Origin of the sequence: Stutzerimonas stutzeri (genome assembly GCF_024448985.1) — a bacterium.
Classification (GTDB): Bacteria; Pseudomonadota; Gammaproteobacteria; order Pseudomonadales; family Pseudomonadaceae; genus Stutzerimonas; species Stutzerimonas stutzeri_AP.
In genome coordinates, this window is sequence record NZ_JAMOII010000019.1 from 18536 (window position 1) to 43365 (window position 24830).

Annotated in this window: 16 protein-coding genes and 2 tRNA genes; 11 read left to right on the forward strand and 7 right to left on the reverse strand. The window is 62.2% G+C overall.

Going from position 1 to position 24830, the window contains the following annotated elements; genetic code table 11:
• Positions 1-11 precede the first annotated feature (11 nt).
• Positions 12-1235 (reverse strand): maltoporin, encoded by a 1224-nt coding sequence (locus NA647_RS16500; RefSeq protein ID WP_423836490.1) that lies wholly within the window; start codon positions 1233-1235, stop codon positions 12-14.
• 457 nt (positions 1236-1692) lie between these two features.
• On the opposite strand from NA647_RS16500, the gene NA647_RS16505 reads away from it, so the two are divergent.
• Positions 1693-3372 (forward strand): glucan 1,4-alpha-maltotetraohydrolase domain-containing protein, encoded by a 1680-nt coding sequence (locus NA647_RS16505; RefSeq protein WP_256058687.1) that lies wholly within the window; start codon positions 1693-1695, stop codon positions 3370-3372.
• A gap of 261 nt (positions 3373-3633) precedes the next feature.
• Positions 3634-5664, forward strand: a complete 2031-nt coding sequence (locus tag NA647_RS16510; RefSeq protein ID WP_256058688.1) for a methyl-accepting chemotaxis protein — start codon at positions 3634-3636, stop codon at positions 5662-5664.
• Between the two features lie 282 nt (positions 5665-5946).
• Here the strand turns inward: NA647_RS16510 and NA647_RS16515 are convergent, their stop codons facing one another.
• Positions 5947-7038: a hypothetical protein gene (locus NA647_RS16515; protein WP_256058689.1), complete on the reverse strand. Its 1092-nt coding sequence runs from the start codon at positions 7036-7038 to the stop codon at positions 5947-5949.
• Positions 7039-7085: 47 nt separating this feature from the next.
• Complete coding sequence (locus tag NA647_RS16520) at positions 7086-9167, reverse strand: alpha-amylase (protein ID WP_256058690.1); 2082 nt, start codon at positions 9165-9167, stop codon at positions 7086-7088.
• Between the two features lie 251 nt (positions 9168-9418).
• On the opposite strand from NA647_RS16520, the gene malE reads away from it, so the two are divergent.
• From malE to NA647_RS16545, 5 genes are all read left to right on the forward strand, one after another.
• Positions 9419-10606 (forward strand): maltose/maltodextrin ABC transporter substrate-binding protein MalE, encoded by a 1188-nt coding sequence (malE, locus tag NA647_RS16525; RefSeq protein WP_256058691.1) that lies wholly within the window; start codon positions 9419-9421, stop codon positions 10604-10606.
• Between the two features lie 62 nt (positions 10607-10668).
• Positions 10669-12231 (forward strand): maltose ABC transporter permease MalF, encoded by a 1563-nt coding sequence (gene malF, locus NA647_RS16530; protein ID WP_256058692.1) that lies wholly within the window; start codon positions 10669-10671, stop codon positions 12229-12231.
• A gap of 194 nt (positions 12232-12425) precedes the next feature.
• Positions 12426-13316 (forward strand): maltose ABC transporter permease MalG, encoded by an 891-nt coding sequence (gene malG / locus NA647_RS16535; RefSeq protein ID WP_181101230.1) that lies wholly within the window; start codon positions 12426-12428, stop codon positions 13314-13316.
• 50 nt (positions 13317-13366) lie between these two features.
• Positions 13367-16111 (forward strand): HTH-type transcriptional regulator MalT, encoded by a 2745-nt coding sequence (gene malT, locus NA647_RS16540; RefSeq protein WP_256058693.1) that lies wholly within the window; start codon positions 13367-13369, stop codon positions 16109-16111.
• 424 nt (positions 16112-16535) lie between these two features.
• Positions 16536-17084 (forward strand): sugar O-acetyltransferase, encoded by a 549-nt coding sequence (locus NA647_RS16545; protein ID WP_256058694.1) that lies wholly within the window; start codon positions 16536-16538, stop codon positions 17082-17084.
• A 48-nt stretch (positions 17085-17132) separates the two neighbouring features.
• Here NA647_RS16545 and NA647_RS16550 read toward each other — a convergent pair whose 3' ends face one another.
• A complete protein-coding gene (locus NA647_RS16550) occupies positions 17133-18413 on the reverse strand; it encodes a hypothetical protein (RefSeq protein WP_256058695.1) in 1281 nt (426 codons plus the stop codon).
• 340 nt (positions 18414-18753) lie between these two features.
• On the opposite strand from NA647_RS16550, the gene NA647_RS16555 reads away from it, so the two are divergent.
• Positions 18754-20373, forward strand: coding sequence for an alpha-glucosidase (locus NA647_RS16555; protein WP_256058696.1), 1620 nt, complete (start codon positions 18754-18756; stop codon positions 20371-20373).
• A gap of 94 nt (positions 20374-20467) precedes the next feature.
• Complete coding sequence (malK, locus tag NA647_RS16560; protein WP_256058697.1) at positions 20468-21583, forward strand: maltose/maltodextrin ABC transporter ATP-binding protein MalK; 1116 nt, start codon at positions 20468-20470, stop codon at positions 21581-21583.
• Between the two features lie 61 nt (positions 21584-21644).
• Here malK and sugE read toward each other — a convergent pair whose 3' ends face one another.
• From sugE to rdgC, 3 genes are all read right to left on the reverse strand, one after another.
• Entirely contained in the window at positions 21645-21959 is a 315-nt protein-coding gene (gene sugE, locus NA647_RS16565) for a quaternary ammonium compound efflux SMR transporter SugE (RefSeq protein ID WP_256058698.1), read from the reverse strand.
• 135 nt (positions 21960-22094) lie between these two features.
• A complete protein-coding gene (locus NA647_RS16570; RefSeq protein ID WP_256058699.1) occupies positions 22095-23060 on the reverse strand; it encodes a bile acid:sodium symporter family protein in 966 nt (321 codons plus the stop codon).
• A gap of 327 nt (positions 23061-23387) precedes the next feature.
• Complete coding sequence (gene rdgC / locus NA647_RS16575; RefSeq protein WP_197445696.1) at positions 23388-24308, reverse strand: recombination-associated protein RdgC; 921 nt, start codon at positions 24306-24308, stop codon at positions 23388-23390.
• A gap of 238 nt (positions 24309-24546) precedes the next feature.
• Here rdgC and NA647_RS16580 point away from each other — a divergent pair.
• Both NA647_RS16580 and NA647_RS16585 read left to right on the forward strand, forming a co-directional pair.
• A tRNA-Val gene (locus NA647_RS16580) sits at positions 24547-24622 on the forward strand.
• 13 nt (positions 24623-24635) lie between these two features.
• A tRNA-Asp gene (locus NA647_RS16585) sits at positions 24636-24712 on the forward strand.
• Positions 24713-24830: the final 118 nt, after the last annotated feature.

Below are 24830 nucleotides of genomic sequence, written 5' to 3' on the forward strand. Positions count from 1 at the left end.
CACCAGACCAATTACCACCAAGCTTCGGCCTGGACCCCGAAGGTCAGACCATCGTCGTCGCCCGCGTCGATGGATTCGCTGGCGGCCTGATAGCGACCGCCGTCCCACTGGGCGTAGGTGGCGAACACGCGGATCTGCGGACGTGCCCAGAAGCTGCGGCCCGCTGACCACTGCTGGGCGAGGGTGAGCTTCTTGAGATCGCGGCTGCGCTCGCCGTCGGCCTGCGGGTCGACGCGGTCATAGCCGAACTCCAGCGCGGTGCTCATGGTGTCGTTCCACTTGTAGACCGGACGCACACCGAAGGAGAGCCATTTCTGGCCGGAATCATTGTCGAAGTCGCGGTCTTCATAGATCTGCACGTACATCATTTCGATGTTGTCGGTGATACCGACCACGCCCTGGTTGACCAGCCGGAGCATGTCGCCATCGCTGTTACCGGTGCTGTTGCGACCGCTGCTGCCGATGATGCCGTCGGTGCCGTACTGAACTGCCAGCTTGTTGTAGCCGCCGAACCAGCTGGCCTGGGTGTGTTCGAGGGTGACCAAGTGACCTTTCTGGTCGGTGTAACCCGGGTCGCTCTCCTGCTCGTCGGTGAGGTTGGCCTTGCCGTAGTCATAGCCGATTTCGAGCTTGCCGTTGGGGTTGACGTCGATTTCGGCCAGACGTATGTCCAGCGTGTCGTTGGCGATGTTGGTGCCGGTACCCGAGCCCTGGTAGGTCCAGTCGCCATCGGTGTTGCGGATCCAGGCGATGCTGGCCTTGGCGAAGCCCAGGTCGATGTCCTCGATACCGGCGCCGGGACCGGATACGTCCCAGTAGTAGTAGTCGTTGATGTGTACGTCGTGGCGCTTGTAGTAGCGCTTGCCGGCCCAGATATCGGCGCCGGGCAGGCTCGCGATCAGGTTGTGGCCAACTACGTTGAACTGGCGAATGGCGACATCACCGCCTTCATCGAAGGGGTTGTTGGCTCCGCCATTGGTGTCGGTGCGGGTTGCCTCCCAGTCGTTAGCCTGGCGCGAGTTGTAGGCGATCATGCTGTCGACGTAAAAGCTCTGCTCGCCTTCCTTCCAGACCTCCTTGCCCAGGCCGATTTCGGCGTAGGTTTCGCACTCGTTGCCCAGGCGGTATTTAGCCGGCGCGCCGGCGGCCTGGAAGCAGGCCTGATCGCCACCGCCCGCGGTAGCGCCGACACCAGAGCGCATGTAGCCATGAAAATCCACCGCATGGCTCGGCATGGCCGCCAATATGGCAGCGCAGAGCAGGGTGGGTTGCAGAAGACGTTTGGATTGTTGCGGGATCATCGCGAGAGTCCTTTGTTCTTGTTGTTGGGCAGTGCGGCGGCCAGGTACTGCCAGCCATGGCGCCAACATCGCCCCGGTCGTATCCGGATCGGGCTGGCGGTGACGAAAGCCTGCGGATCGGCGACGTTTCCAGCATCCTCCCGGTGGTTTTTTTTAGAGGCGGAGCGGCGGGGCGTAGCGGGGGAGGAGGGACAGCGATGTGCACACCGCAGCGCATTACGCCTGGCCACTAAGCCTGGAAAAAAGCACGGGGGGAGGTATGGCGATGCCGTCTGGCGCGGCAGTCTGGCCTGGCAGGTGGCGTTGGCTACGCCGTCTGCGCCCTGTCATCCGGGGAGCTGGTTCCCGTAGTCGGGTGCTCACGACAATTACAAAAAGTGGAGCTACTTCGATGAAACATTCTTTGTATCCTGCCCGCCTGGCCCTGGCGGTTTCTTCTCTGCTGCTGACCCTGGGCACCGCTCAGGCAGCAGATCTGGCTGGCAAGAGCCCGGCTGGGGTTCGTTATCACGGCGGCGACGAAATCATCCTTCAGGGTTTTCACTGGAACGTCGTCCGCGAGTCGCCCGATGACTGGTACAACACCCTGCGCAGCATGGCACCGACCATTGCCGCTGACGGATTCAGCGCGATCTGGATGCCGGTGCCCTGGCGCGACTTCTCCAGCTGGAGCGATGGCGCCAAGTCCGGTGGCGGTGAAGGCTATTTCTGGCATGACTTCAACAAGAACGGCCGCTACGGCACCGACACTCAGCTCAAGCAGGCCGCTGCTGCGCTGAATAACTCCCAGGTGAAGGTGCTCTACGACGCGGTACCCAACCATATGAACCGTGGCTACCCGAACAAGGAAATCAACTTGCCGGCCGGCCAGGGCTTCTGGCGCCACGACTGCACCGATCCCGGCAACTACGCCAACGATTGCGACGACGGCGACCGCTTCATGGGCGGGGACGCCGATCTCAACACGGCCAACCCGCAGGTCTACGGCATGTTCCGCGACGAGTTCGCCAACCTGCGCAGCAACTACGGCGCCGGCGGCTTTCGCTTCGACTTCGTCCGTGGCTACGCTGGCGAGCGGGTCGATAGCTGGATGAGCGCGGCGCACGACAACGCCTTCTGCGTCGGTGAACTCTGGAAGGCGCCGGCCGAATACCCGAGCTGGGATTGGCGCAATACCGCCAGCTGGCAGCAGGTGATCAAGGACTGGTCCGATCGCGCCAAGTGCCCGGTGTTCGATTTCGCCCTGAAAGAACGCATGCAGAACGGCTCGATCGCTGACTGGAAGAACGGCCTCAACGGCAATCCGGATGCGCGCTGGCGCGAGGTGGCGGTGACCTTCGTCGACAACCATGACACCGGTTACTCGCCGGGGCAGAACGGCGGTCAGCACCATTGGGCGCTGCGTGACGATCTGGTCCGCCAGGCCTACGCCTATATCCTCTCCAGCCCCGGCACTCCGGTGGTGTACTGGTCGCATATGTACGATTGGGGCCACGGCGATTTGATCCGCCAGCTGATCCAGACTCGCCGCGCCGCTGGCGTGCGCGCCGATTCTGCGATTCAGTTCCATAGTGATTATTCCGGCCTGGTGGCGACCGTCAGTGGTACCGCTCAGACGTTGGTGATCGCCCTCGGATCGAATCTGGACAATCCCGCTCAGGTCAGCAGCGGTAGCCTCAACCAGGCGCTGAATCAAGACAATGGTCAGCTGCGCATCTGGACGACTGGCAGTACGGGCGGGGATGACGGCAACGGCGGTGGCGACGATGGCAGCATGGTCAGCGTCAACTTCCGCTGCGACAACGGCGTGACCCAGATGGGCGACAGCGTTTATGCGGTGGGTAATGTCAGCCAGCTCGGCAACTGGAGCCCGGCCAACGCGGTGCGCCTGACCGATACCAGCGCCTACCCTACCTGGAAAGGCACCATCGCCTTGCCGGCCGGGCAGACGGTGGAATGGAAATGCATCGTACGCAACGAGGCTGACGCGACCCAGGTACGTCAGTGGGAATCGGGCGGCAACAACAGCGTCCAGGTTGCCGCCGGGGCGAGCACCAGCGGCTCGTTCTGAGTCGGACATCATGGTGGGCTGAAGCCCACCCTACGGGGATGGGACCGCACTGTAGGGTGGGCTTTAGCCCACCGATTAACGCTCGACCGCACGGGTAGGGTGGGCCGGGCGGCGCTCCGCTTCAGTCCACCGAGGTAACTACGCCCACTCACTCCTCCCCCGGCGATAACGCTCGGGGAGGATGTCCGAACGCGCCACCCGGACAATCCTGACGCGACAACAAAAAGCCATCGCGTTTTCGCTGTCGCGTCAGGAGCTCACATGTCCGCCCTTTCCCGCTTCTCCGTCTTTCGGCTCGGCTTTTTGCCGCGGCTGTATGTGCTGATCGCTGCGCTCGTGGCGTTGCTGATGCTCGTAGCTGGGACCAGTCTGGTCGCCGTCACCCGCCTGCAGGGCAATGCCGAACAGATCTCGGCTACCGCGTCCCGCTTGCTGATCAGCGAGAGCTTCTTCAGTACGCTGCAGAGCCTGACCCAGAACCTCTCCGATGCTCTCGCCGAAGACCGGCCGGAGCAGCTGGACGCCTTCGTCACGCGGCACCAGAAGCTACACGAAAGGACAGTGGAGCTGTTGGAGCAGCTCGACGGCCTGACGCCGGGGCATACCGACGCCAAACAGCGATTGAGCGACATGCTGCCGGAGCTCGATCGCCGTAGCCTGGCACTGATCGACGCGCATCGCGGCCTGCTCGAGCGCGTCGACCGTAACGCCGTGGCGCTGCGTGATCTGCAATTGCAGTTCTCGCGACTCAAGCAGGATCTGTTGCAGGCTCAGTTTGTCACTGGCGACGACCTGGCGGCCTATTCGATCAAGCAGTTCATCATCCCGTTTGAGCAGATCGAGGCCCTGTTATTCGACGCGATCGGCGCGGCCTCTACACAAAAGCTCGACGAAGCCCGAGCGAAGATCGCCGAACGCCTGCCCGACCTGCAGAAGAAGCTCGACAACGTGCTGATGGACCTCGCCCCGCATCAGGACAGCCGAACCGACTACGCGCACAGCTTCCGCCCGCCATTCGAGGATATTCAGCGACAGGTGGATACCGCTGGTTCGGGCGCGGTAGGTCAGTATTACGCCTGGCTCCGCGACAAGCAGGCCAACCGGCAGCAGAAGGCCCAGCTCAACGCCTTGCAGCGCCAGGCGCGGGACGACATCGGTACGCTTATCGCCAGTGCTCAAGAGGCCAGCAACGAGCAGTTGGCTCTGGCCGCCGAGACCTATCAGCATGGCGTCACCCGCCTGCTACTGATGGCGGGGCTGTCAATCGGGCTCGCACTGTTCATGGGGCTGTGGCTGAGCCGCACCATGCGCGCTGCGCTTGGTGCCGTCACCGGCACTCTGCAGCATCTGGCTGCCGGAGACCTGCGGGGCCAGTGCGACTACCGTCGGCCGGACGAATTTGGGCGTGTCAGCGAACATGTCAACCGGGTCGCCGGCAACATGCGCGACGCGCTTGCGCAGCTCGGACGCAACGCCGACGAGCAGGACGAGATTGCCCGGCGTAATGCCACAGCGTGCGGCCAGGCGCGCGCCGGGCTGGAGCAACAGCGCAGCAGTATCGGAGCGCTGGTCGCCAGCCTGACCGAACTGGAAACCAGCTTCGGCGAGGTCGCTCAGCACGCTGGTGAGACGGCTGCACGGGTCGGCAGCGTCGAGGGACTGACCCGACAGGGCAGCCACCTGATGGCCGAAACCCGCGAAAGCACCGGGGCGTTGGCGCAGCAACTCGAGGCGAGCGTCGCCGAAATTTCCAATGTGGAGGCCCTGAGCGAGCAGATCGGGCAAATCCTCGATGTCATCCGCGGGATCGCCGACCAGACCAATCTGCTGGCGCTTAACGCGGCCATCGAGGCGGCGCGTGCCGGTGAGCAGGGGCGTGGTTTCGCCGTGGTCGCCGATGAGGTTCGCGGCCTGGCCCAACGCACGGCGCAATCCACTGGTGAAATCCAGCAGCGCATCGAGCGCCTGACGCAAGGCATCGCATCGGCGGTGCAGTCGGTGGAGAAGAGCCGCGCGCAGATGCAGGGCAATCTTGACCAGGTCGGCGAGGCCGATCATTTGATGCAGGACATCCGCCGGCAGGTCGAGCGCATCGCAGTAATGTCGCGCGAAATCGATTCAGCCACCGGCCAGCAGCGTCTTGCGGCAGAGGAGGTTTCGCGCGGCATGCATGCGATCGACTCCGCAGCCGAGCAGAATATGGGAAGCGTCGTAGCGATTAGTGAAAGCAGCGACCGCCAGGCACGCATGTCCGCCGAACAGCAGGCGCTTTGCGCGCGTTACTGCACATGATGGTCGTCGAATGTCGAAGCCGTTGGGCGAACAAGTTCGCCCCTACAGATCAGCGCTGCGTAGGGGCGCCAAGCGATGCAACGAACCGTAGGGCCGAATTTATTCGGCCGTGAGCCGCACCATCGGGCGAATTAATCCGCCCCTACAGCAGCTCTGCGTAGGGGCCGCCAAGCGATGCAACACATCGTAGGGCCGAATTTATTCGGCCATGGGTCACGCTATCGGGCGATTAAATCATTCCTACGGGGAATCATCCCCCCGCGCGCGCGCTTTCGGCGTCCTCTAGGCGCGTGGCACCTGCCAGCCGACGGCTTGCGCTTCGGCACGGTCAAGCTGATCCAGCAGTTCGTTGCGCCCTTCGGCCCGCTCGATCGCCAACGCTCCACAGGCGACAAGATCGAAGTAACGGGCGGCGGCTATATCCCGAAGCCATGCGAGTCGCTGTAGCGTGAGCGGAGTGCAGGTCTGGCCGTCCAGATCATCGGCTAGATCGAGACGGTGCGAACGCCAAGCCTCGCGAAGGTACAGCGCCTCGGACGAGCCAGCGAGTGCCGTCTGCCAGGTACGGCTGATTTCGCCGAGCCGATCCAGCACGACCGTACTCGCGCCTTGCCTCGCCAGTTCGGTTTGCCAACGCAGATAGCGGTCGAGCGCAATCGATTTCTCCAGGCGGAAGGCAGCCAGCGCGTGGTTGCCACCGGCCTGCTCCTGCCCCAGCAGCCAGGCGAAGAATTGCCGTGTTTCGAAGCGCTCGACCGGGTGGAATCCCGGCGAGGCGAGGCCATCGCTGTTGAACTCGCGCAGCGGATCGAAGCGGTACAGGTAGCCGAAGTCGAACAGGCGGATCCGGCCATCGTCCAGCACATTGCCTGGACACAGATCCCATTCGAACAGGCCCTGGGAGGCGAGGGTGATGACGGTGTCGAACAGGTCGACGAGGCGCGTCTCGTCCCACTCGGTGACCTGTTCGCCGTCGATCCAGGGCGACAACAGCACGCCGCGACGAAAGCTCGCATAACGGGTGTCGACGATGCCGGTCAGGCGCTCGGCCAGTTCGGGACGCGCCTTCAGCGCCTGGAGGTCAGCCCGCCGCTGTACCTCATTGAGAAAGGAGGTCTGGCCGTCGGCGTTCTGCACCAGGCAGCGCTCGCGGGCGCGTTTGAGCGTCCAGCTCTGGCCCTGCGCCTCGATCCGATAGACGTGTGCGGTAAGGCCGCCGGCCAGCTCGCGACTGACGTAGGCTTCGCGGCCGTCGGTCATCGCCAGGGTCGAGAGTGGCAGCGGGCAATCTTCGGGCCGCCCGACTTCCAGCTCGGCACCGCTCGCGGTGAAGGCCAGCTGGGCCTGCTGGCGCGTATTCAGGTTTGCAGTCATCTGATCGTTTTCCGGTGTAGGGCGGATGGGCGAGGTTCGCGACCAGGTCAGGGGGCGGCCGAAGCTCCGGCTTGCACGACGATGACACGGTCGTCCCCGGCGATTCTTGAAAACGCGTAAGGCGCGGTGGACAGCCGCTCGTGCCGCCCGGCGCCGATAGCCGGATGGCGCGCGCGAAACTGGCCGAGCGTGCGCCAATGACGAAGCAGCTCGCTGATTTCCGGCTGCGATTGCTCCGTCCAGTTCATCGGCGAGCGCGTGCCTTGGAAAGGGTCCGAACCCGTCGGACCGAACGGCCTGGCCGACTCGTCGCCATAGAAGATCTGCACCGCGCCGGGAGCCAGCAGCAAGGCGTTGGCCAGACCGCGCTGCTTGGCCAGGCTTTCGCCGGTTTGCTGAAAGAACAGCGCCGTGTCGTGCGAAGAGGCGTAACTCATGAAATTGTGCTCGGGGTGCTCGGCCAGCAGCCTGGCGTAATCGGCATAGCTCGGCTCGGCCTTGGCCAGGCATTCGCTGGCTGCTGGTGCCGCCTCGGTCTGGAAGGCGAAGTTGATCAGCGCATCGAAGCCGTTGTCGCGGTACAGGCTGGTCTCCGGCCCGTGGCCGAATACCTCGCCGACCATCCAGAACGGCGTGCCGGCGAAAGGGTCGTCCGGGTTCGCGGCCGACCATTCGGCACGGGCGCGGTCGGCGGCCTTGCGCAGTTCGGCCCAGGCGTGGGGTTCGACATGCTTCACCGTATCGGCGCGAAAGCCGTCGACGCCGTACTCACGCACCCAGTCGGTGAGCCATTCGATCAGGTAATCGCGCACCCGATAATCCGCGCGCGCCACCGCGCCGGTCGGTTGCTTGTGCTGCAGGAACGCGGGCAGGCCGACGGGTTGATCGCTCTCGGTCCTGAAGTCAGGCAGAAAGCTCAGCGAGCCCTTGACCGGATCGACCACCGCGCTTGGCGGCTGCTCGTAATCGCCGAGGCCGGCACGCACCCAGTCCTTGCCCCACCAGCGGACCCAGTCCGGGTGCTGGTAGTCGACCAGGTTGTGGTAGGCGTGCAGGTTCTCGTAGGGCTCGGGCTGCCAGTCGGACCAGCGTTCGGGCAGGTACTGCGCCATACCGTCACGCAGCCCACCGAAGTTGAAGGCTTGCATGTCGGCCAGTGTCGAATAGCCGGGGTGGTTCATCACCACGTCGAACAGCACACGAATGCCGCGCGCGTGGGCCTCGGTCATCAGCTCGCGCAGGTCGGCCTCGCTGCCCATGTTGGCATCCAGCTCGGTGAAATCGAGCGCGTAATAGCCGTGATAACCGTAATGGCGGAAATCGCCCTTGTCGCCGCCGCCGACCCAGCCGTGGATCTGCTCGTAGGGCGCGGTGATCCAGACGGCACTGACGCCCAGCTCGGCGAGGTAGTCCAGCTTGCCGGTCAGGCCTTTCAGGTCGCCGCCGTGAAAGGTGCCGATTTCTTCCTTGCCATCCGGCTGGCGCCCGTAGCTGTTGTCGTTGGACGGGTCGCCATTGGCGAAGCGGTCGGTGACGACGAAATAGACGGTTGCGTTGCGCCAGTCGTGAGCAGCATTCGCGGGGGCCTCGACGGCTTCCAGCAGGAGCAGGCCGTCGCTGCCAGCGGCGGGGGTCAGCGTGACGCGTCCGCCTCGGACTTCAGTCGCCTGGCCGCTGTAGGCGTCGTGCACCTGTTCGCCTTCTGCGAAGACATCGCCGACGTTGACCGTGACAGGCCCGCCGTCCCAGACCGGGCAGCTGGTGGCGGGTTTCGGGGATTCGACGTCCTTGATCGGCAGCAGACGCAGGTTGGCATCGTCACCGAGATCGGCGATCAGGCGGTAACGGCCTGCCGCAGGAACGTCGAAGCGAAACGCACTGTCTTTGCCCAGCGCCTGCTTGCGGTAGAGCGCCAACGGCTGCGTGTTGTCGGCGCCGGGTGCGCCTAGTTCAAGCTTGCCGGCGGGCAGTGCCAGCTCGGCGCTGTAGCGCTCTGGCTGCATTTCACTCCAGCGCAGATGCAGCGGTTCGCCGCCGATGCGGGCGGTGAGGGTCGGTTCGGCCAGTACGAGCTGAGCGGGAAGAGCGAGGCCAAAGGCTAGGTGACAAATAGACGTCCGGCAGTGCATGGTATCGATCCGTTTTGTTGTTTTCGCTGCATTTAACACCCTGCTGCTAGCGAAGTGCAGGCGTAATGCGGGCTTTGCAGGCGGAATTTTTCACGGTGTCGCCCGATCATCTACGCCCCATCTCTACGCCCTCGCTGACTACACCGGGGAGGATGCGCGCCCGATGAGGCTGGTCGAGTATTCAGGCAGTGCAAATGCCCACTGGGCTGCAGCATGTGGGATCAACAATAAGAAGCCACGAGGAAAAAAGTATGAACAAGACGCTGTGGGGTATGGCCGCGGTCGGCCTGGCTGCAACCTTCAGTCTGCCATTGCCGGCCATGGCGGCGATCGAAGAAGGCAAGCTGGTCATCTGGATCAATGGTGACAAAGGCTATAAGGGGCTGGAGAAGGTCGGCGAGAAGTTCACCGCCGAAACCGGCATCCCGGTCGAAGTGGCGCATCCGGACAGCGCCACCGATAAGTTCCAGCAGGCCGCCGCCACCGGCAACGGCCCTGACATCTTCATCTGGGCGCACGACCGCATCGGCGAATGGGCCAAGAGCGGCTTGATCACCAAGGTTTCGCCGAGTGAAGAGACTAAGGGCGAGATCGCGGATTTCGCCTGGAATGCTGTGAGCTACGACAACGCACTTTGGGGCTACCCGATCTCGGTGGAAACCATCGGCCTGATCTACAACAAGGCGATGGTCGATACGCCGCCGAAGACCTTCGATGAAGTCTTCGCACTCAATGAAAAGCTCGCTGCCGATGGCAAGCGCGCCATCCTTTGGGACTACAACAACACCTACTTCACCTGGCCGCTGCTGGCTGCCAATGGCGGCTACGTGTTCGAGAAGGTCGATGGCGGCGTCAACGTCAAATCCACCGGCGTCAACAACGCCGGCGCCAAGCAGGGTGCCCAGGTGCTCAGCGATCTGGTCGAGAAGGGTGTGATGCCCAAGGGCGCTGATTACAGCGTCGCCGAAGCGGCCTTCAACAAGGGCGACTCGGCGATGATCATCAGCGGCCCCTGGGCCTGGAGCAACATCGAGAAGAGCGGCATCGACTTCGGTGTGGCGCCGATCCCGGCGATCAATGGCGAGCCCGGCAAGCCCTTCGTCGGCGTCACTGCCGCGACGCTCAATGCGGCCAGCCCGAACAAGGATCTGGCGGTCGAGTTCCTGGAAAACTACCTGCTCGACGTCGAAGGCCTGAAGACCGTCAACGCCGACGTACCGCTGGGTGCAGTGGCGAACCAGGCGTACATGGAAGAGCTGTCGTCCAACCCGCACATCAAGGCCACGTTCGAGAACGCACAAATGGGCGAGCCCATGCCGAACGTGCCGGAAATGGGCGCCTTCTGGTCCTCCATGGCGGCTGCGCTCACCAACATCACTTCGGGTCGGCAGACTGTCGACGCCGCTCTGGACGATGCCGCCAAGCGCATCACCCGATGAAACCGTCACCGGCCGCATGTCGCGGCCGGTGATCTATTCTCAGGTTAGAAAGGTTCCCCGTTGTGAATGCCCTCGCTGAGTTGCCTAGCCCTGTCATGAACACCCGTACCAAGACGCTTCACCCCTCGCTGAAGGCCGGGTTGCGCTGGCTGGTCTGGCTCACTTTCAATGCCTTCGCGCTGTATCTAGTCGTGGCGCTCTATGCCCAGGGGCAAATGGCATTCGCGCTGCTCGGCCTGGTCGTTACCGGGCTGGCCAGCTACGTCTTCATCAACCGGCGTACCTATGCCCACCGCTACATCTACCCGGCGGTGGCGGGCATGCTGGTGTTCGTCATCTTTCCGTTGCTGTACACGGTGGGTATCGGCTTCACCAATTACAGTGGCAGCAACTTGCTTAGCCAGGAACAGGTGCAGCAGTACCATCTGAATCAAACCTTCCTCGCTGGCGACCGTTACCGATTCAGCCTGCACACGAGCCCGGACGGCGAGCGTTTGCGAGTCGACAAAGGTGAGCAGGGTGTGTTCGTCAGCGAGCCGCTGACGGGCGAGCCGAATGCCGAGGAGCCGCTGGCGATGCAGCGGGCCGAAGAGGTCACCGACCTTGGCGAGGCACTGCCGTTGCGCGACGTTATCCAGCGCCGTGATCAATTGCAGCAGCGGGTAATGCGCGGCCCAGACGGACATCTGCTGCGTCTTTATGGCCTGCGCGAAGTCGCGGCGGTGGAGCCGCTCTACCGCGAGGGCGAAGACGGTGTGCTGATCAACAACCAGACCGATGAGCGCCTGACGCCAGACCTAGATATCGGTTTCTATGTCGACAGCGCCGGCAAGGCACTGGCTCCGGGCTTCACCGTGTTTGCCGGTTTCGAAAACTTCTCCAAGGTACTGACCGACCCGAGCATTCGTGAGCCCTTTCTGCAGATATTCGTTTGGACGGTGTGCTTCGCTGCGCTGACGGTGGTGTTCACGCTGGCTGTGGGCTTGGTTCTGGCGAACCTGCTGCAATGGGACATGGTGCGTGGCAAGCCGTTCTACCGTGTCATGCTGATCCTGCCGTATGCGATACCGGCATTCATCTCGATTCTGGTGTTCCGCGGGCTGTTCAATCAGAACTTCGGTGAGATCAATCTACTACTCGACAGCTTGTTCGGCATCCGCCCGGACTGGTTCAGCGACCCGGCACTGGCGCGCAGCATGATCCTGATCGTCAACACCTGGCTCGGTTACCCCTACATGCTGCTGCTGTGCATGGGGCTGCTGCAGGCAATTCCGCGCGATCTCTACGAAGCCTCGGCGATGGATGGCGCAACGCCGCTGGACAACTTGCTGAAGATCACCCTGCCGCTACTGATCAAGCCGTTGGCACCGCTGCTGATCGCGAGCTTCGCCTTCAATTTCAACAATTTCGTGCTGATCACGCTGCTTACGCGTGGCGGGCCGGACATCATCGGCGCGACCACGCCGGCCGGGACCACCGACCTGCTGGTCAGCTACACCTATCGCATCGCCTTCCAGGATTCGGGGCAGAACTTTGCCTTGGCCGCAGCCATCGCCACGATGATCTTCATCGTTGTCGGCGCCATGGCCTGGCTGAATCTGAAACTCTCGAAAGTGAAAGTATGAAAGTTCGCAAAAACGCTCTCGCCTACTGCAGCCGCCTCCACGTGTCCGCTGCTGACGTTGCGCCACGCAGAAAACGGCGTCTTTTGGAATTGCCAAACTCCCCCGTTTTTTGCGTAACGCGCCTTGCCGCGAACTCGTCGAGACAACCTCGCGACGGCGCTCGCAGTTTTCGCAAACTTTAAGGAGACCCGGACATGGCCATGGTTCAACCTAAATCCGTCAAGTACCGCCTCTGGCTGACGCACGCTGCGTTGCTCGGCTTTATCGCGCTGATCGTGTTCCCGCTGCTGATGGTGGTGTCGATCTCGTTCCGTGAAGGCAACTTCGCCACCGGCAGCCTGTTTCCGGACAACCCGACGCTCGAGCATTGGTCACTGGCGCTGGGCATCCCCTACACACACGCAGACGGTACGGTGACCAACCCGCCGTTCCCTGTGCTGTTGTGGCTGTGGAATTCGGTGAAAATCGCGCTGATCAGCTCGGTGCTGATCCTCATGCTCTCGACTACCAGTGCCTATGCTTTTGCCCGCATGCGCTTCAGCGGCAAGGCGCCGATTCTCAAGGGCATGTTGATTTTCCAGATGTTTCCGCCGGTACTGTCGCTGGTGGCCATTTATGCGTTGTTCGATCAGCTCGGCCAGCACGTCAGCTGGCTCGGGGTGAATAGCCACGGCGCGGTGATCGTCGCTTCGCTGGGCGGCATGGCGCTGCACATCTGGACCATCAAGGGTTACTTCGAAAGCATCGATGGCTCGCTGGAAGAGGCGGCCATCGTGGATGGCGCGACGACCTGGCAGGCGTTCTTCCATATCCTTCTGCCTATGAGCGTGCCGATTCTCGCGGTGGTGTTCATCCTCTCGTTCATCACCAGCGTGACCGAATACCCGATCGCCTCGGTGCTGCTGATGGATGTGGACAAGCTGACCCTGGCCGTTGGTGCGCAGCAGTATCTGTATCCGCAGAACTACCTATGGGGCGACTTCGCCGCAGCGGCCGTGCTGTCCGGGCTGCCGATCACTGCAGTATTCCTTTATTGCCAGAAGTGGATCGTTGGTGGGCTGACGGCAGGCGGAGTGAAGGGTTAGGATCCGTTCCGTTTAAGCGCGCAACAGTGAACGGAATCGAGGGAGACGATATGAACGCCGCAATGCCTGCTCCGCTGCCACTGATACCCGCAAAAATGAAGATGCCGCCGATGCCGCGCGGGCTGCTGGTGCGGCCAAGGCTGGATGAGTGGTTGCAGCGCCTGGGCGAGGTGCGTCTGGCGGTGTTGCAGGCGCCCAGCGGGTTCGGCAAAACCACCCTGGCCTGTCAGTGGGCGGGCAGCTTCGATGGACGCGTCGCCTGGCTGCAGCTGCACCCCGGCGACAACGATCCGCTGCAGCTCGGCCGTTATCTGCTGCACGTGTTCGATGCGCAGCTGGAACACGGCTGCCCGCGCAGCCTGCTGTTGGCCGAGCAGGGCAGGGAAGTCTTCGACACCCTGCTCACGCACCTGCTGGCTGAACTGCCGGGCGAGCATGAGCCCTTGCTGCTGGTGCTGGACGACTTCGAAGTGCTGCACAACGCCGAAGTCATCGCAGCCCTGCGATTCTTTCTGCGCAACATGCCGGCGTGGATAACGCTGCTGGTGTGCAGCCGCGGTCTGCCCGAACTGGGCGTGGCCGATCTGCGGGTGAAACATCAGCTGCTCATCGTGGATGTGCAGCATCTTGCGTTCGAGACCGACGAGGTAGAAGCGCTGCTTGGGTTGGGCTTGCCGGTGACGGTCAACCGGGAGCAGGTCGAGCGGCTCAATCGGCGCATCGGCGGTTGGCCCTGCGCGCTGCAACTGGCGCTACAGGAAGTGCAGACCGGACGCGGCATGGACCTGTTTCTGGAAAATCTGCAGCTCGGGCATCCCTATATTCGTGACTACATGCGCGAGCAGGTGATGGATCGACTGGGCGTGTCGACGCTCGATTTTCTCCAGGCCACCTGCCTGCTGGAGCGCTTTAATGCGCCCTTGGCCAATCACCTTACTCAGAACAACAATGCCCGGGACATGCTCGAGCAGTTGGACCGCGGCGGCCTGTTCTTGCTGCCGCAGGATGGTCTGCGGCAGTGGTACGCCTATCACCCGCTATTCGCGACCTTCCTCCAGGGCGAATTGCGCACTCACCAGCCGCAGCGCATGTCGGAGCTGCATTTGCGCGCTGCCGAAGCGCTGATGGCCGAGAGCCTGCCGGAAGAGGCGGCGCGCCATGCGGTACAGGCCGGTTGTCCTGTGCGGGTTGGCGAGGTGCTGGAACGCCATGGCCGGCAGTTCTACCGCCTGGGGCGGTTGGGGCTGCTTCAGCAGTGCCTGGAAACCCTGCCGGAGCAGGTCATCGCCGGCTCGCCCTTGTTCACATTGCTACAGGCCTGGGTGTCGCAGAATTCATATCAGTTCGATCAGGTCGAACGCTGGTTCAAGGCCGGCGAGCAGACCTTGCAACACAGCTGCACGGAAGAAGACTGGGCGCGCATCGTTGGCGAATTCAATGCCGTGCGTGCGCAGGTGGCGATGAACCGTGGCGATGAGCAACAGGCCATCGCCCTGGCCCGTGAAGCGCTGGCGTGCGAGCCGTTGATCATGCGCACGTCCAAGGTGGCGGCGCTGTCGGGCCTGGCCGAGGCGCATTTCGTTCAGGGGCTGCTACCCCAGGCGCAAAAACAGTACGAAGAAGCCGAACGCCGTGCGCGGGAAATTCGGGCCTCGCATCTGGTGGTGTGGAACCTCGGTCAGCTCTCGGAGATCGCCATCGCCCAGGGCTATCTGCAGAAGGCCTATTCGCTGCAGGAACGAGCGATCCAGTACGTCGAGCAGGCCGAACTCCAGGCCACGCCGATCATGGAATTCATCTACCGCGTGCGCGGCCAGGTGTTGCTCGAATGGCATCATCTGGACGCGGCGGAGCAGTGCGCCCTGCAGGGTATCCAAATCCTCGAAGACGTCGGTGACCGTTGGCTCATGCAGTGTTATGCGCTGCTGGCCGGCGTTGCTCATGCGCGCGGCCAGCAGAGCGCGTGCGCCGATTACATCGGCAAGATTCAGAGCATGCTCGCCAACGACAACTACCACATCGACTGGCTGGCCAACGCGCACGCGGTGATGCTCAGCTACTGGGATTCGACCCAGGACAAAACCGCCATCCAGCAATGGTTGCTCACCGCACCGGCGCTACAGCGCGGGCTCAATCACTTCGCCCAGTACAACGGTCGCAACCACGCGCGTGCCTACCTGTCACTGAAGCAGCCGGACAGGGCGCTGCCGATACTCAGGCAGCTGCAGGTCGATGCCGAACAGCACGGTCTGGTCATGGACCTGAACCGCAATCACATCCTGCTGGCCCAGCTGCACTGGCTGCGCGAGGAGCGTCAGCAGGCGCTGGATCATCTGCAGCAAGCGTTGACACTGGCCAGCAGCACCGGAGCCATCGGTAGCTTCCTGCGCATCGGCAAGCTGATCATCGCCATGCTCAAGGCGTTGCAACACGAGCGCCAGCTCGATGAGCTCGAAGCCCAGCGCGCGGACCGGTTGATCCAACTCGCCCAGCAGCAGCGCGATTTCAGCCGGGCGATCCGCATCACGCTCGACGAGGCGGTGATTCAGGACATCATCAATCGCCCGGACGTGCCTGAACTGATCCGTCATTCGCCGCTGACCCGCCGCGAATGGCAGGTGCTGAGCCTTATCCACGCCGGGCAGTCCAACGAGCAGATCGCCGAACATCTCAACGTGGCGCCGACCACCATCAAGACGCACATCCGCAGCCTCTACCAGAAACTCAACATCACCCACCGTAACGAGGCCGTGCAGCTGGCGCGCAGTCTGCTGAGCAAAATCCAGGGCGATTAGGGTCTGTTGCCGTTTCGTACGCGGCCGCGCCGGAGCCTGTTTTTGCGCGAGACATGGCCGCGCCCGCTCCCGGCGGGCTTGCGGCATTCACTCCATCCATGGAGATTGCACGAGGAGTGGAGTTTGGCTATTCCACTTGAGCGATGAGAAACGCCGCATCGCGCAAAAACAGGCCCCGCCCGAAGGATTGCGCGGCAAGTGGCGCCATGCGGCGTTGCGGGACTTGGCTGGGGAACGACGCGGCCGGCCAGGCCATTCTGCGTCCCGCGCCTTGCGGAACGCCGCCCGGCCTGGCGCCATTTGGCGCAGCAACGCGGCTCGCGACGAAACGGCAACAGACCCTAGCGCAGGCCTCGTTGCGAGCGATTGCGCATCCGTCCGGTCCAGGGACGGATGCATACCTTCCCATCGTTGGAGCTCGACCATGCCCATGACCGAAAAACAGAAGATGCTCGCTGGCGAGTTGTATCAGCCGGGCGATGCGGAGCTGCAAGCTGACCAGGCCGCGGCCAAAGCCTGGATGGTGCGTTACAACGCCGCACTCGGCGAAACCGCCTCAGTTCGTCGGGCCATGCTGGGCGAGCTGTTTGGCAGCGTCGGCGAAGGGGCGGTGATACGGCCGCCGTTTCACTGCGATTACGGCTACAACATTCATTTGGGCGAAGGGGTATTTCTGAATTTCAACTGCGTGATTCTGGATGTGGTCGAGGTGCGTATCGGCGCCGGCACGCAGATCGGGCCGGCCGTGCAAATCTACTCGGCAGATCATCCGCGCGGTGCCGAGCAACGCCGCAGCGGCTTGGAGTTTGGGCGTCCGGTGATCATCGGGCAAAACGTGTGGATCGGCGGCGGCGCGATCATCCTGCCGGGCGTGACCATCGGCGATGATGCCTTGATCGGGGCGGGCAGCGTGGTGACTCGAGACGTAGCGGCGGGGACGACCGTGGTCGGTAATCCGGCGCGCAGCCGCTAGGAAAGAGAAAAGGGCAGCCATTTGCGTGGATGGCTGCCCGGTACCGCCTTACTGCTGGGTCACGATGGCCATATTGCCCGAGCCCATCTGCGACACGATCGCAGAGTTACCCATGCCGCTCTGATCGAGAATCGCCTGATTGGCGGTGCCGCCTTGCAGTACTTGAGCCAGATGACCTTCGCCGGTCTGCATCAGGCTGACCTCGTTGTCCGAACCGTAGATCTGCTGGATATCGGCCACGTTGAGGTCGCCGTCCTGCAGCACGTCCACGCGGTTGTTATCGCCATAGCTCGAACCGTTCAGCTCGTTGCCACTGCCGCGTTGCTCAGCGGTGAGCAAGTTGTCGGAACCGTCCTGAGCGAAGTCGATCAGGTGATCCGTGCCTTGCTGAGTGAGATAAGCCTCGTTGTACTGGCCGGTTTGCTGCAGCGAGGCAGTCTGGAAGCTGCCATCGAGCTGGTCGACGGTCATGTAGTTGTTTTCGCCGGTCTGCTCGGTGCTGGCGTTGTTGCTGTCGCCAGCCTGGAAAATGTCGGCGCTGTTCGATGTACCGTCCTGGTAGATCGAGGCAGTTTGCAGCGAGCCGCTCTGGTCGATGTAGGCCTCGTTCATCAGACCTTGCGATTGAACGCTGGCGCTATGTTCCGAGCCTTCCTGCATCACCGATGCGGTCTGCATATCGCCTTGTTGGACGACCTCAGCGCTAGAGTCGAAGGCATTCACCTGATACACGGTCGCATCGTTGCCATTGCCTTGCTGATCGACGAAGCCGTCATTGCGGGCGCCGCCCTCCTGCCACACCAGCGAGACGTTGCCGTTGCCGATTTGCAGCTGCTCGGACAGGCTCGATTCAGTGTTGCTCTGGATGGTTTCGGCGAAGTTGTCGTTACCGTCCTGCTCGGTCACGGCTGTGCTCAGATTGGCGGAGGTCTGCTCGGTGATTGCGGTGTTAAAGCTCCCTTCCTGGTACTGACGTGCGCTGGCACCAAAGGTGTTGGTCTGGACAATGCTCGCGTCGTGGTTGTCCCCGGTCTGCAACTGGACCGCTTCGCTCTGGTCGGTGGAGTTCTGCACGATGTCGGCGAAGTTCAGGTCGCCTGTTTGGGTCTGGACGGCATCCGACATCGTCGCCTGGTCCTGTGTGACCGTTCCATCATTGTTCGCGCCGATCTGCGATTGATAAGACAGGTTGTCTTGGCCGCCAGTCTGGGTCACCTCCGCGATGTTGTCGGCACCCGACTGGTTTTGCTCTGCGCTGTTTTCGGCGGCATAAGCCTGGGTGGCGAGGATCGCGATGATGGCGGCTGCGAGGGGCTTGCACTTGAACATTTCGTCTCTCCATGGGTTTGGGGATGCGTGTCGCTCCTGGCTGGTGCGGCGGCGCAGGGAGTGCTGGGCGCGGCAGCTACTACGGGGTCAGTCCTGGAACTGCACTGATCCTATAAGCCGCTCGTGACAGATAAGTGTCGATTCGCTTGTTTGTCGACGGTTTTATGACGAAATATTCGGAGCGCTGATTCGATCGATCGTGACGAGTACTACGCCCCCTTTACGAAGCGTCTCTACGCCCGGGTCATACGCCTCGACAATCAATGCACGGGAGGATGTTGCGGCGGGTTGACGCACCTAGAGTGGCGGCGTGTTCCCCCAAACATCGAAGGTTGGTTGTATGAATCGCAATGACTGGTGGCGCGGCGGCGTCATTTATCAGGTTTACCCGCGCAGCTTTTTCGACAGCAACGGTGACGGGGTCGGCGATCTGCTCGGTGTGGTGGAGAAAATCGACTACATCGCCAGCCTCAACGTCGACGCCATCTGGCTGTCACCGTTCTTCACGTCGCCAATGAAGGACTTCGGTTATGACGTGTCCGATTACCGCGGCGTGGACCCGCTGTTCGGCACGCTGGAAGACTTCAAACAGGTCATCGAGGTCGCCCATTCGCGCGGCATTCGCATCCTGATCGATCAGGTCCTCAACCATTCCTCGGACCAGCACGCCTGGTTCAAGGAAAGCCGCTCCAGTCGCGACAATCCCAAGGCCGACTGGTACGTGTGGGCTGACGCGAAAGACGACGGCACCGTGCCCAATAACTGGCTGTCGGTGTTCGGTGGCGCTGCCTGGACCTGGGATAGCCGGCGCAAGCAGTACTATCTGCACAACTTCCTTTCCAGCCAGCCGGACCTGAACTTCCACTGTGAAGAAGTCCAGCAGCAGCTGCTGGAAGACATGGAGTTCTGGCTGAAGCTGGGCGTCGACGGCTTCCGTCTGGACGCGGCGAACTTCTATTTCCACGACCGCGAGTTGCGCGACAACCCGCCGAACCATGACGTGCGCGAGGGCAGCATCGGCGTGCGCGTCGATAACCCCTATGCTTACCAGAAGCATATGTACGACAAGACCCAGCCGGAAAACCTGGGCTTCCTGCGCCGCATTCGGCAACTGCTCGAGCGCTATCCAGGCAGCGCCACCGTGGCCGAAATCGGTTGTGATGACTCCCTGAGCACCATGGCGGCCTATACCGGTGGCAGCGACACGCTGCACATGGCCTATTCCTTCGATCTGCTCACCGAGCAATGCAGCCCGGGCTTTCTGCGCCACACCATCGATAGTGTCGAGCGCGAGCTGGTAGACGGCTGGCCGTGCTGGTCGATCGGTAACCACGATGTGGTACGGGTGATGAGCCGCTGGGCACTGGCCAGCCAGCCGGATCATGCGCGCGGGCGGATGTTCATGGCGATGCTGCTGTCGATGCGTGGCAGCGTGTGCCTGTATCAGGGCGAAGAACTGGGCCTGGACGAGGCCGAGCTGCAATTCGAGCAGCTGGTCGATCCCTACGGCATCCGCTTCTGGCCCGAATTCAAGGGGCGTGACGGTTGCCGCACGCCGATGCCCTGGCACGATCAGGACCAGCACGGTGGCTTCAGCCGGGAACAGCCCTGGTTGCCGCTGGCCGACAAACACCTGCCGTTGTCGGTGGCCGCCCAGGAGCCAGACCCGAATTCCATGCTCAACATCTATCGCCGCTTCCTCGCCTGGCGCCAGGATCAGCGCTTGCTGATTGAAGGCAGCATGCGCACCATCCACCACGACGATGCGCTGCTGGTCTACGAGCGCCGTCTGGATGATGAGGTCTGGGTTTGCCTGTTCAATATGGGCGACAGTGCGCGGCACTTCGAGCTGGCGGCGCCGGTCGAAGGGCTGGACGTGCCCTCCGCGACGGCCGTTTTCGACGGCCAAGGCGTACACTTGCCCGCGCATGGATTCGGATTCGCGCGCCGGCTCGCATGAGCCGACCGGGAGAAACGAGGCGCCTGTTTCGTTCCTCCCGGCCTGCCGCTCGCCGCGATTCGTCGCGGCGTCTGTTTGAAGGAGAACAACAAGAATGGCCAGCGTAACCCTGCGCAATATCTGCAAGAGCTATGAAGACGTCCCCATCACCTGCGGTATCGATCTGGATATCGCCGATGGGGAATTCGTGGTGTTCGTCGGCCCGTCCGGCTGCGGCAAGTCGACTCTGCTGCGGCTGATTGCCGGTCTTGAGGACATCACCGACGGCGAGCTGCAGATCGACGGCGAGCGGGTCAACGAGTTGCCGCCGATGGATCGCTCGGTGGGGATGGTGTTCCAGTCCTATGCGCTCTATCCGCACATGAACGTCGCCGAAAACATGGCGTTCGGCCTGAAACTGGCGAAGGTCGACAAGACCGAGATAAAGCGCCGTGTGGAATCGGTGGCGAAGATTCTGCAGCTCGACAAACTGCTCGATCGCAAGCCGAAGGACCTGTCCGGTGGGCAGCGCCAGCGGGTCGCCATCGGCCGCACCATGGTCCGCGAACCCAAGGTGTTTCTCTTCGACGAGCCGCTATCGAATCTCGATGCCTTCCTGCGGGTGCAGATGCGCATCGAAATATCGCGCCTGCACCAGCGTCTCAAGGCAACGATGATTTACGTGACCCACGATCAGGTCGAAGCCATGACCCTGGCCGACAAGATCGTCGTGCTCAATGCCGGGCGCATCGCCCAGGTCGGTCCACCGCTGGAGCTGTATCACTATCCGAAAAACCAGTTCGTCGCTGGCTTCATCGGCTCGCCGCAAATGAACTTCCTGCCCGTACGCGCGGTGCGCGCGGATGCCGAGTCGGTAGAGGTAACGATGCCGGGCGGCAGCACATTGCGGGTGCCGGTGGATGGCACGCTGATCAACCCGGGCGATGCATTGTCGCTCGGCGTTCGGCCTGAGCATTTTGTCGATGCCGAGCAGGCGGATTTCGTCTTCAACGGCGAGATTGCAGTGGCCGAGCGGCTTGGTGACCACAACCTGCTGCACCTGAACTTCGAAGGCGTGGAGGAAATGGTTGCGGTGGCCAGCGATGGTAATCGCCGGGTTGCAGTCGGCCAGCCTTATGCCACCGGGCTGTTGGCCAACAAGTGCCACCTGTTCCGCGCTGACGGTGCGGCGTGCGCGAGGCATTATCGCGAGCCGGCGCTGCACGGCTGACGAGCGAGGCAGCAGGCGTTCGGCCGGCTGTCTCGGTGTCTAACGGACGTGAAAAGATCTGTTAATGGCTGAGCTTCAAGCCCAGCAAGCCGGTACAGATCAGCAGTACGCTGCCCAGGCGAACCAGACTCATCGACTCGCCGAACAGGATGATGCCGGCAATCACGGTGCCTACCGCGCCTACGCCAGTCCAGATGGCGTAGGCCGTGCCAAGCGGCAGCTCCTTCATCGCCAGCCCCAGCAATCCAAGGCTGGCAAGCATCGCGGCGACAGTGAGCACGGTGGGAAGCGGGCGGGTAAACCCATCGGTGTACTTCAGGCCAACGGCCCAGCCAATCTCGAACAGACCGGCGAGAAACAGAATGATCCAGGACATGTGCACCTCTACGGGACGGTAATGTGGGTGGGGCCGTCCCCGATGCGTCTGTACAGCCTGAGGTCGTCCTCAGCAGGCGCTATTGTGCACAAGCAAACGGCCTGGGCAAGTGGCCCGGACCAAAGGAGCTTGCGATTAGCTGGCTTGCCGCTCCTTCTCCTTCATCCGACGGTAGACAGTCGCCAGCAGCGCGCCGGAGAGGTTGTGCCAGACGCTGAACAACGCGCTGGGGACCGCCGCCAAGGGCGAAAAGTGCGCACTGGCCAGGGCCGCACCGAGGCCGGAGTTCTGCATGTCGACCTCGATCGAAAGCGTCTTGCGCTGCGCCAGTGGCAGGCCGAAGACGCGTGCTACAAAGTAGCCGAAGCCAAGCCCCAGACCGTTGTGCAGCACCACCACCGCCATGATCAGCAGGCCCGATTCAGCAATCTTGGCCTGGCTGGCCGCAACCACGGTGGCGACGATGATCACGATACTGACCACCGAGACCAGCGGCAGTACATCGATCGCATGATGTACGCGATTACCCAGCAGGCGGCGGGCAATCAGGCCGAGGGCGATCGGTAGCAGTACGATCTGGATGATGGATATGAACAGCGCACCGAAGTTGACCGGTAGCCAGGCCGAGGCCAGCAGCCAGATCAACGCCGGTGTCACCACTGGAGCGAGCAGCGTGGTGACAGCCGTGATCGCCACCGAGAGCGCCACGTCACCACGTGAAAACCAAGTAATCACATTGGAAGCAGTGCCGCCTGGACAGCAACCGACTAGGATCACACCGACGGCTACCTCCGGGGGCAGGCTCAGCAACTGACAGAGCAGCCAGGCGAGGCCTGGCATGATCAGAAATTGCGCTCCGACACCCAGCGCCACCCAAAGAGGGCGGCGCGCGACTTCAGCGAAATCGGCCGCTTTCAACGTCAGCCCCATGCCAAACATGATCAGCCCCATGCCAAACATGATCAGCCCCAGCAGCGGAACGATCCAGGCAGTGGCAGGCAGAAACCAGTTGGGCAGGAAGAAGGCAAGAACGGCGAACAGCAGGACCCAGAGGGCGAAGGTATTGCCGACAAAGCGGCTGAGGGCGGCGAGGGCTCGCATTGGGCTTACCTTGTAATTATTGAGAGTACGCCGTCAGCCAGGCCGACGGCGCTAGGGTCTGTTGCCGTTTCGCTGTAAGCCGCGTTGCCGCGCCAAATGACGCCAGGCAAGACGCGGGACGCAGGTAATGGTCGTTCCCTTGCCAAGTCCCGCAACGCCGCATGGCGTCATTTGCCGCGCAACCCGGAGGGACGGGCCGGTTTTAGCGCGATACGGCGTTTCTCGTTGCTTATTTGGAATGACCAAACTGCGCGACTCGTGCCTTGTCTCGCGCTAAAACCGGATCCGTCGCGACCGCGCCGAAATGGCAACAGACCCTAGGGCAGTTTAAATGCCCTGCGGAATCTCCTCACCACCCAAGGCCTCGAACAGCGCGGGCAGGAATTCGCCGAATGTCAGCATCATCAGCAGGAAGCTGGCGTCCTGTTGGCCGAGGTCGTCGTCACCGCCGTCTTGTTCGGCCTGATCCTGTAGCAGCTCTTCGAAGCGTAGACGCTTGATCACCAACTTGTCGTCGAGCACGAAGGAAAGCTTGTCCTGCCAGCCCAGCGACAGCTGAGTGACCTGCTTGCCGACTTCCAGATGCTGCTGGATCTCGTCGCTGGTCAGGTCCTGGCGCTTGCAGCGCACCACACCACCGTCCTCGTGCGTGTCGCGCAGCTCGCATTCGTCGAGCACGAAAAAGTCGTCGGCAGCTTTCTGGGTTTTCACCCATTCGGTCATGGTCGCCGAAGGGGCGATCTTGACGGTCAACGGACGCACCGGCAGCGAGCCGATGGCTTCGCGCAGGGTGGACAGCAAGTCCTCGGCGCGCTTGGGACTGGATGAATCGACCAGAATCAGGCCCTGCTGCGGGGCGATGGCGGCGAAGGTGCCGGACTTGCGGATGAAGGCGCGCGGCAGAAAGGACTGGATGATGTCGTCCTTGAGCTGATCGCGTTCTTTCTTGTAAACCTTGCGCATCTGCTCGTTTTCGATCTCGTCGACCTTTTCCTTCAGCGCGTCCTTGACCACGCTACCGGGCAGGATTCGCTCTTCCTTGCGTGTAGAGATCAGCAAGAAGCCTTGGCTGGCATGTACAAGAGGCGCATCTTCGCCCTTGCCGAGGGGCGCGACGAAACCGTAGGTGCTCAGCTCCTGGCTAGCACAGGGGCGGGCGGGCTTGGCGGCCAATGCAGCTTCAAGTGTCTCGACATCGAAAGGGACGTTTTGGGTGAGACGGTAGACGAGCAGGTTGCGAAACCACATGGCGATTTGAAACTCCGGTAAAAGCAAAGCGCGCATTATTCCCCTCCCGGGAACGCAGGCCAACCCTGCCGCACGGCATTGCCGATGGAAACCACAAAAAGTGGCAATAAACAGAGGCTTTGCTAAGTCTTTGTAAGTTCATCAATTTTTTTTGCAAAAGGGGCTTGCCAAGGTTCGGAACCCTCTCTAGAATGCGCCCCACTTCGAGAGCAAACGCAAACAAGCGAGTGCACTGAAAGGGTGATTAGCTCAGCTGGGAGAGCATCTGCCTTACAAGCAGAGGGTCGGCGGTTCGATCCCGTCATCACCCACCACTCGAGGTTTAGCGCAGCGGTAGTTCAGTCGGTTAGAATACCGGCCTGTCACGCCGGGGGTCGCGGGTTCGAGTCCCGTCCGCTGCGCCATATTCGTTATCAAGGACCACTGAACGCCTTGATAGCATGAGAAAAAGCGACCTTAGGGTCGCTTTTTTTTTGCCTTCGATTCGCGAAACCACCTGTCGACCGACATTCGCCAAGCCCA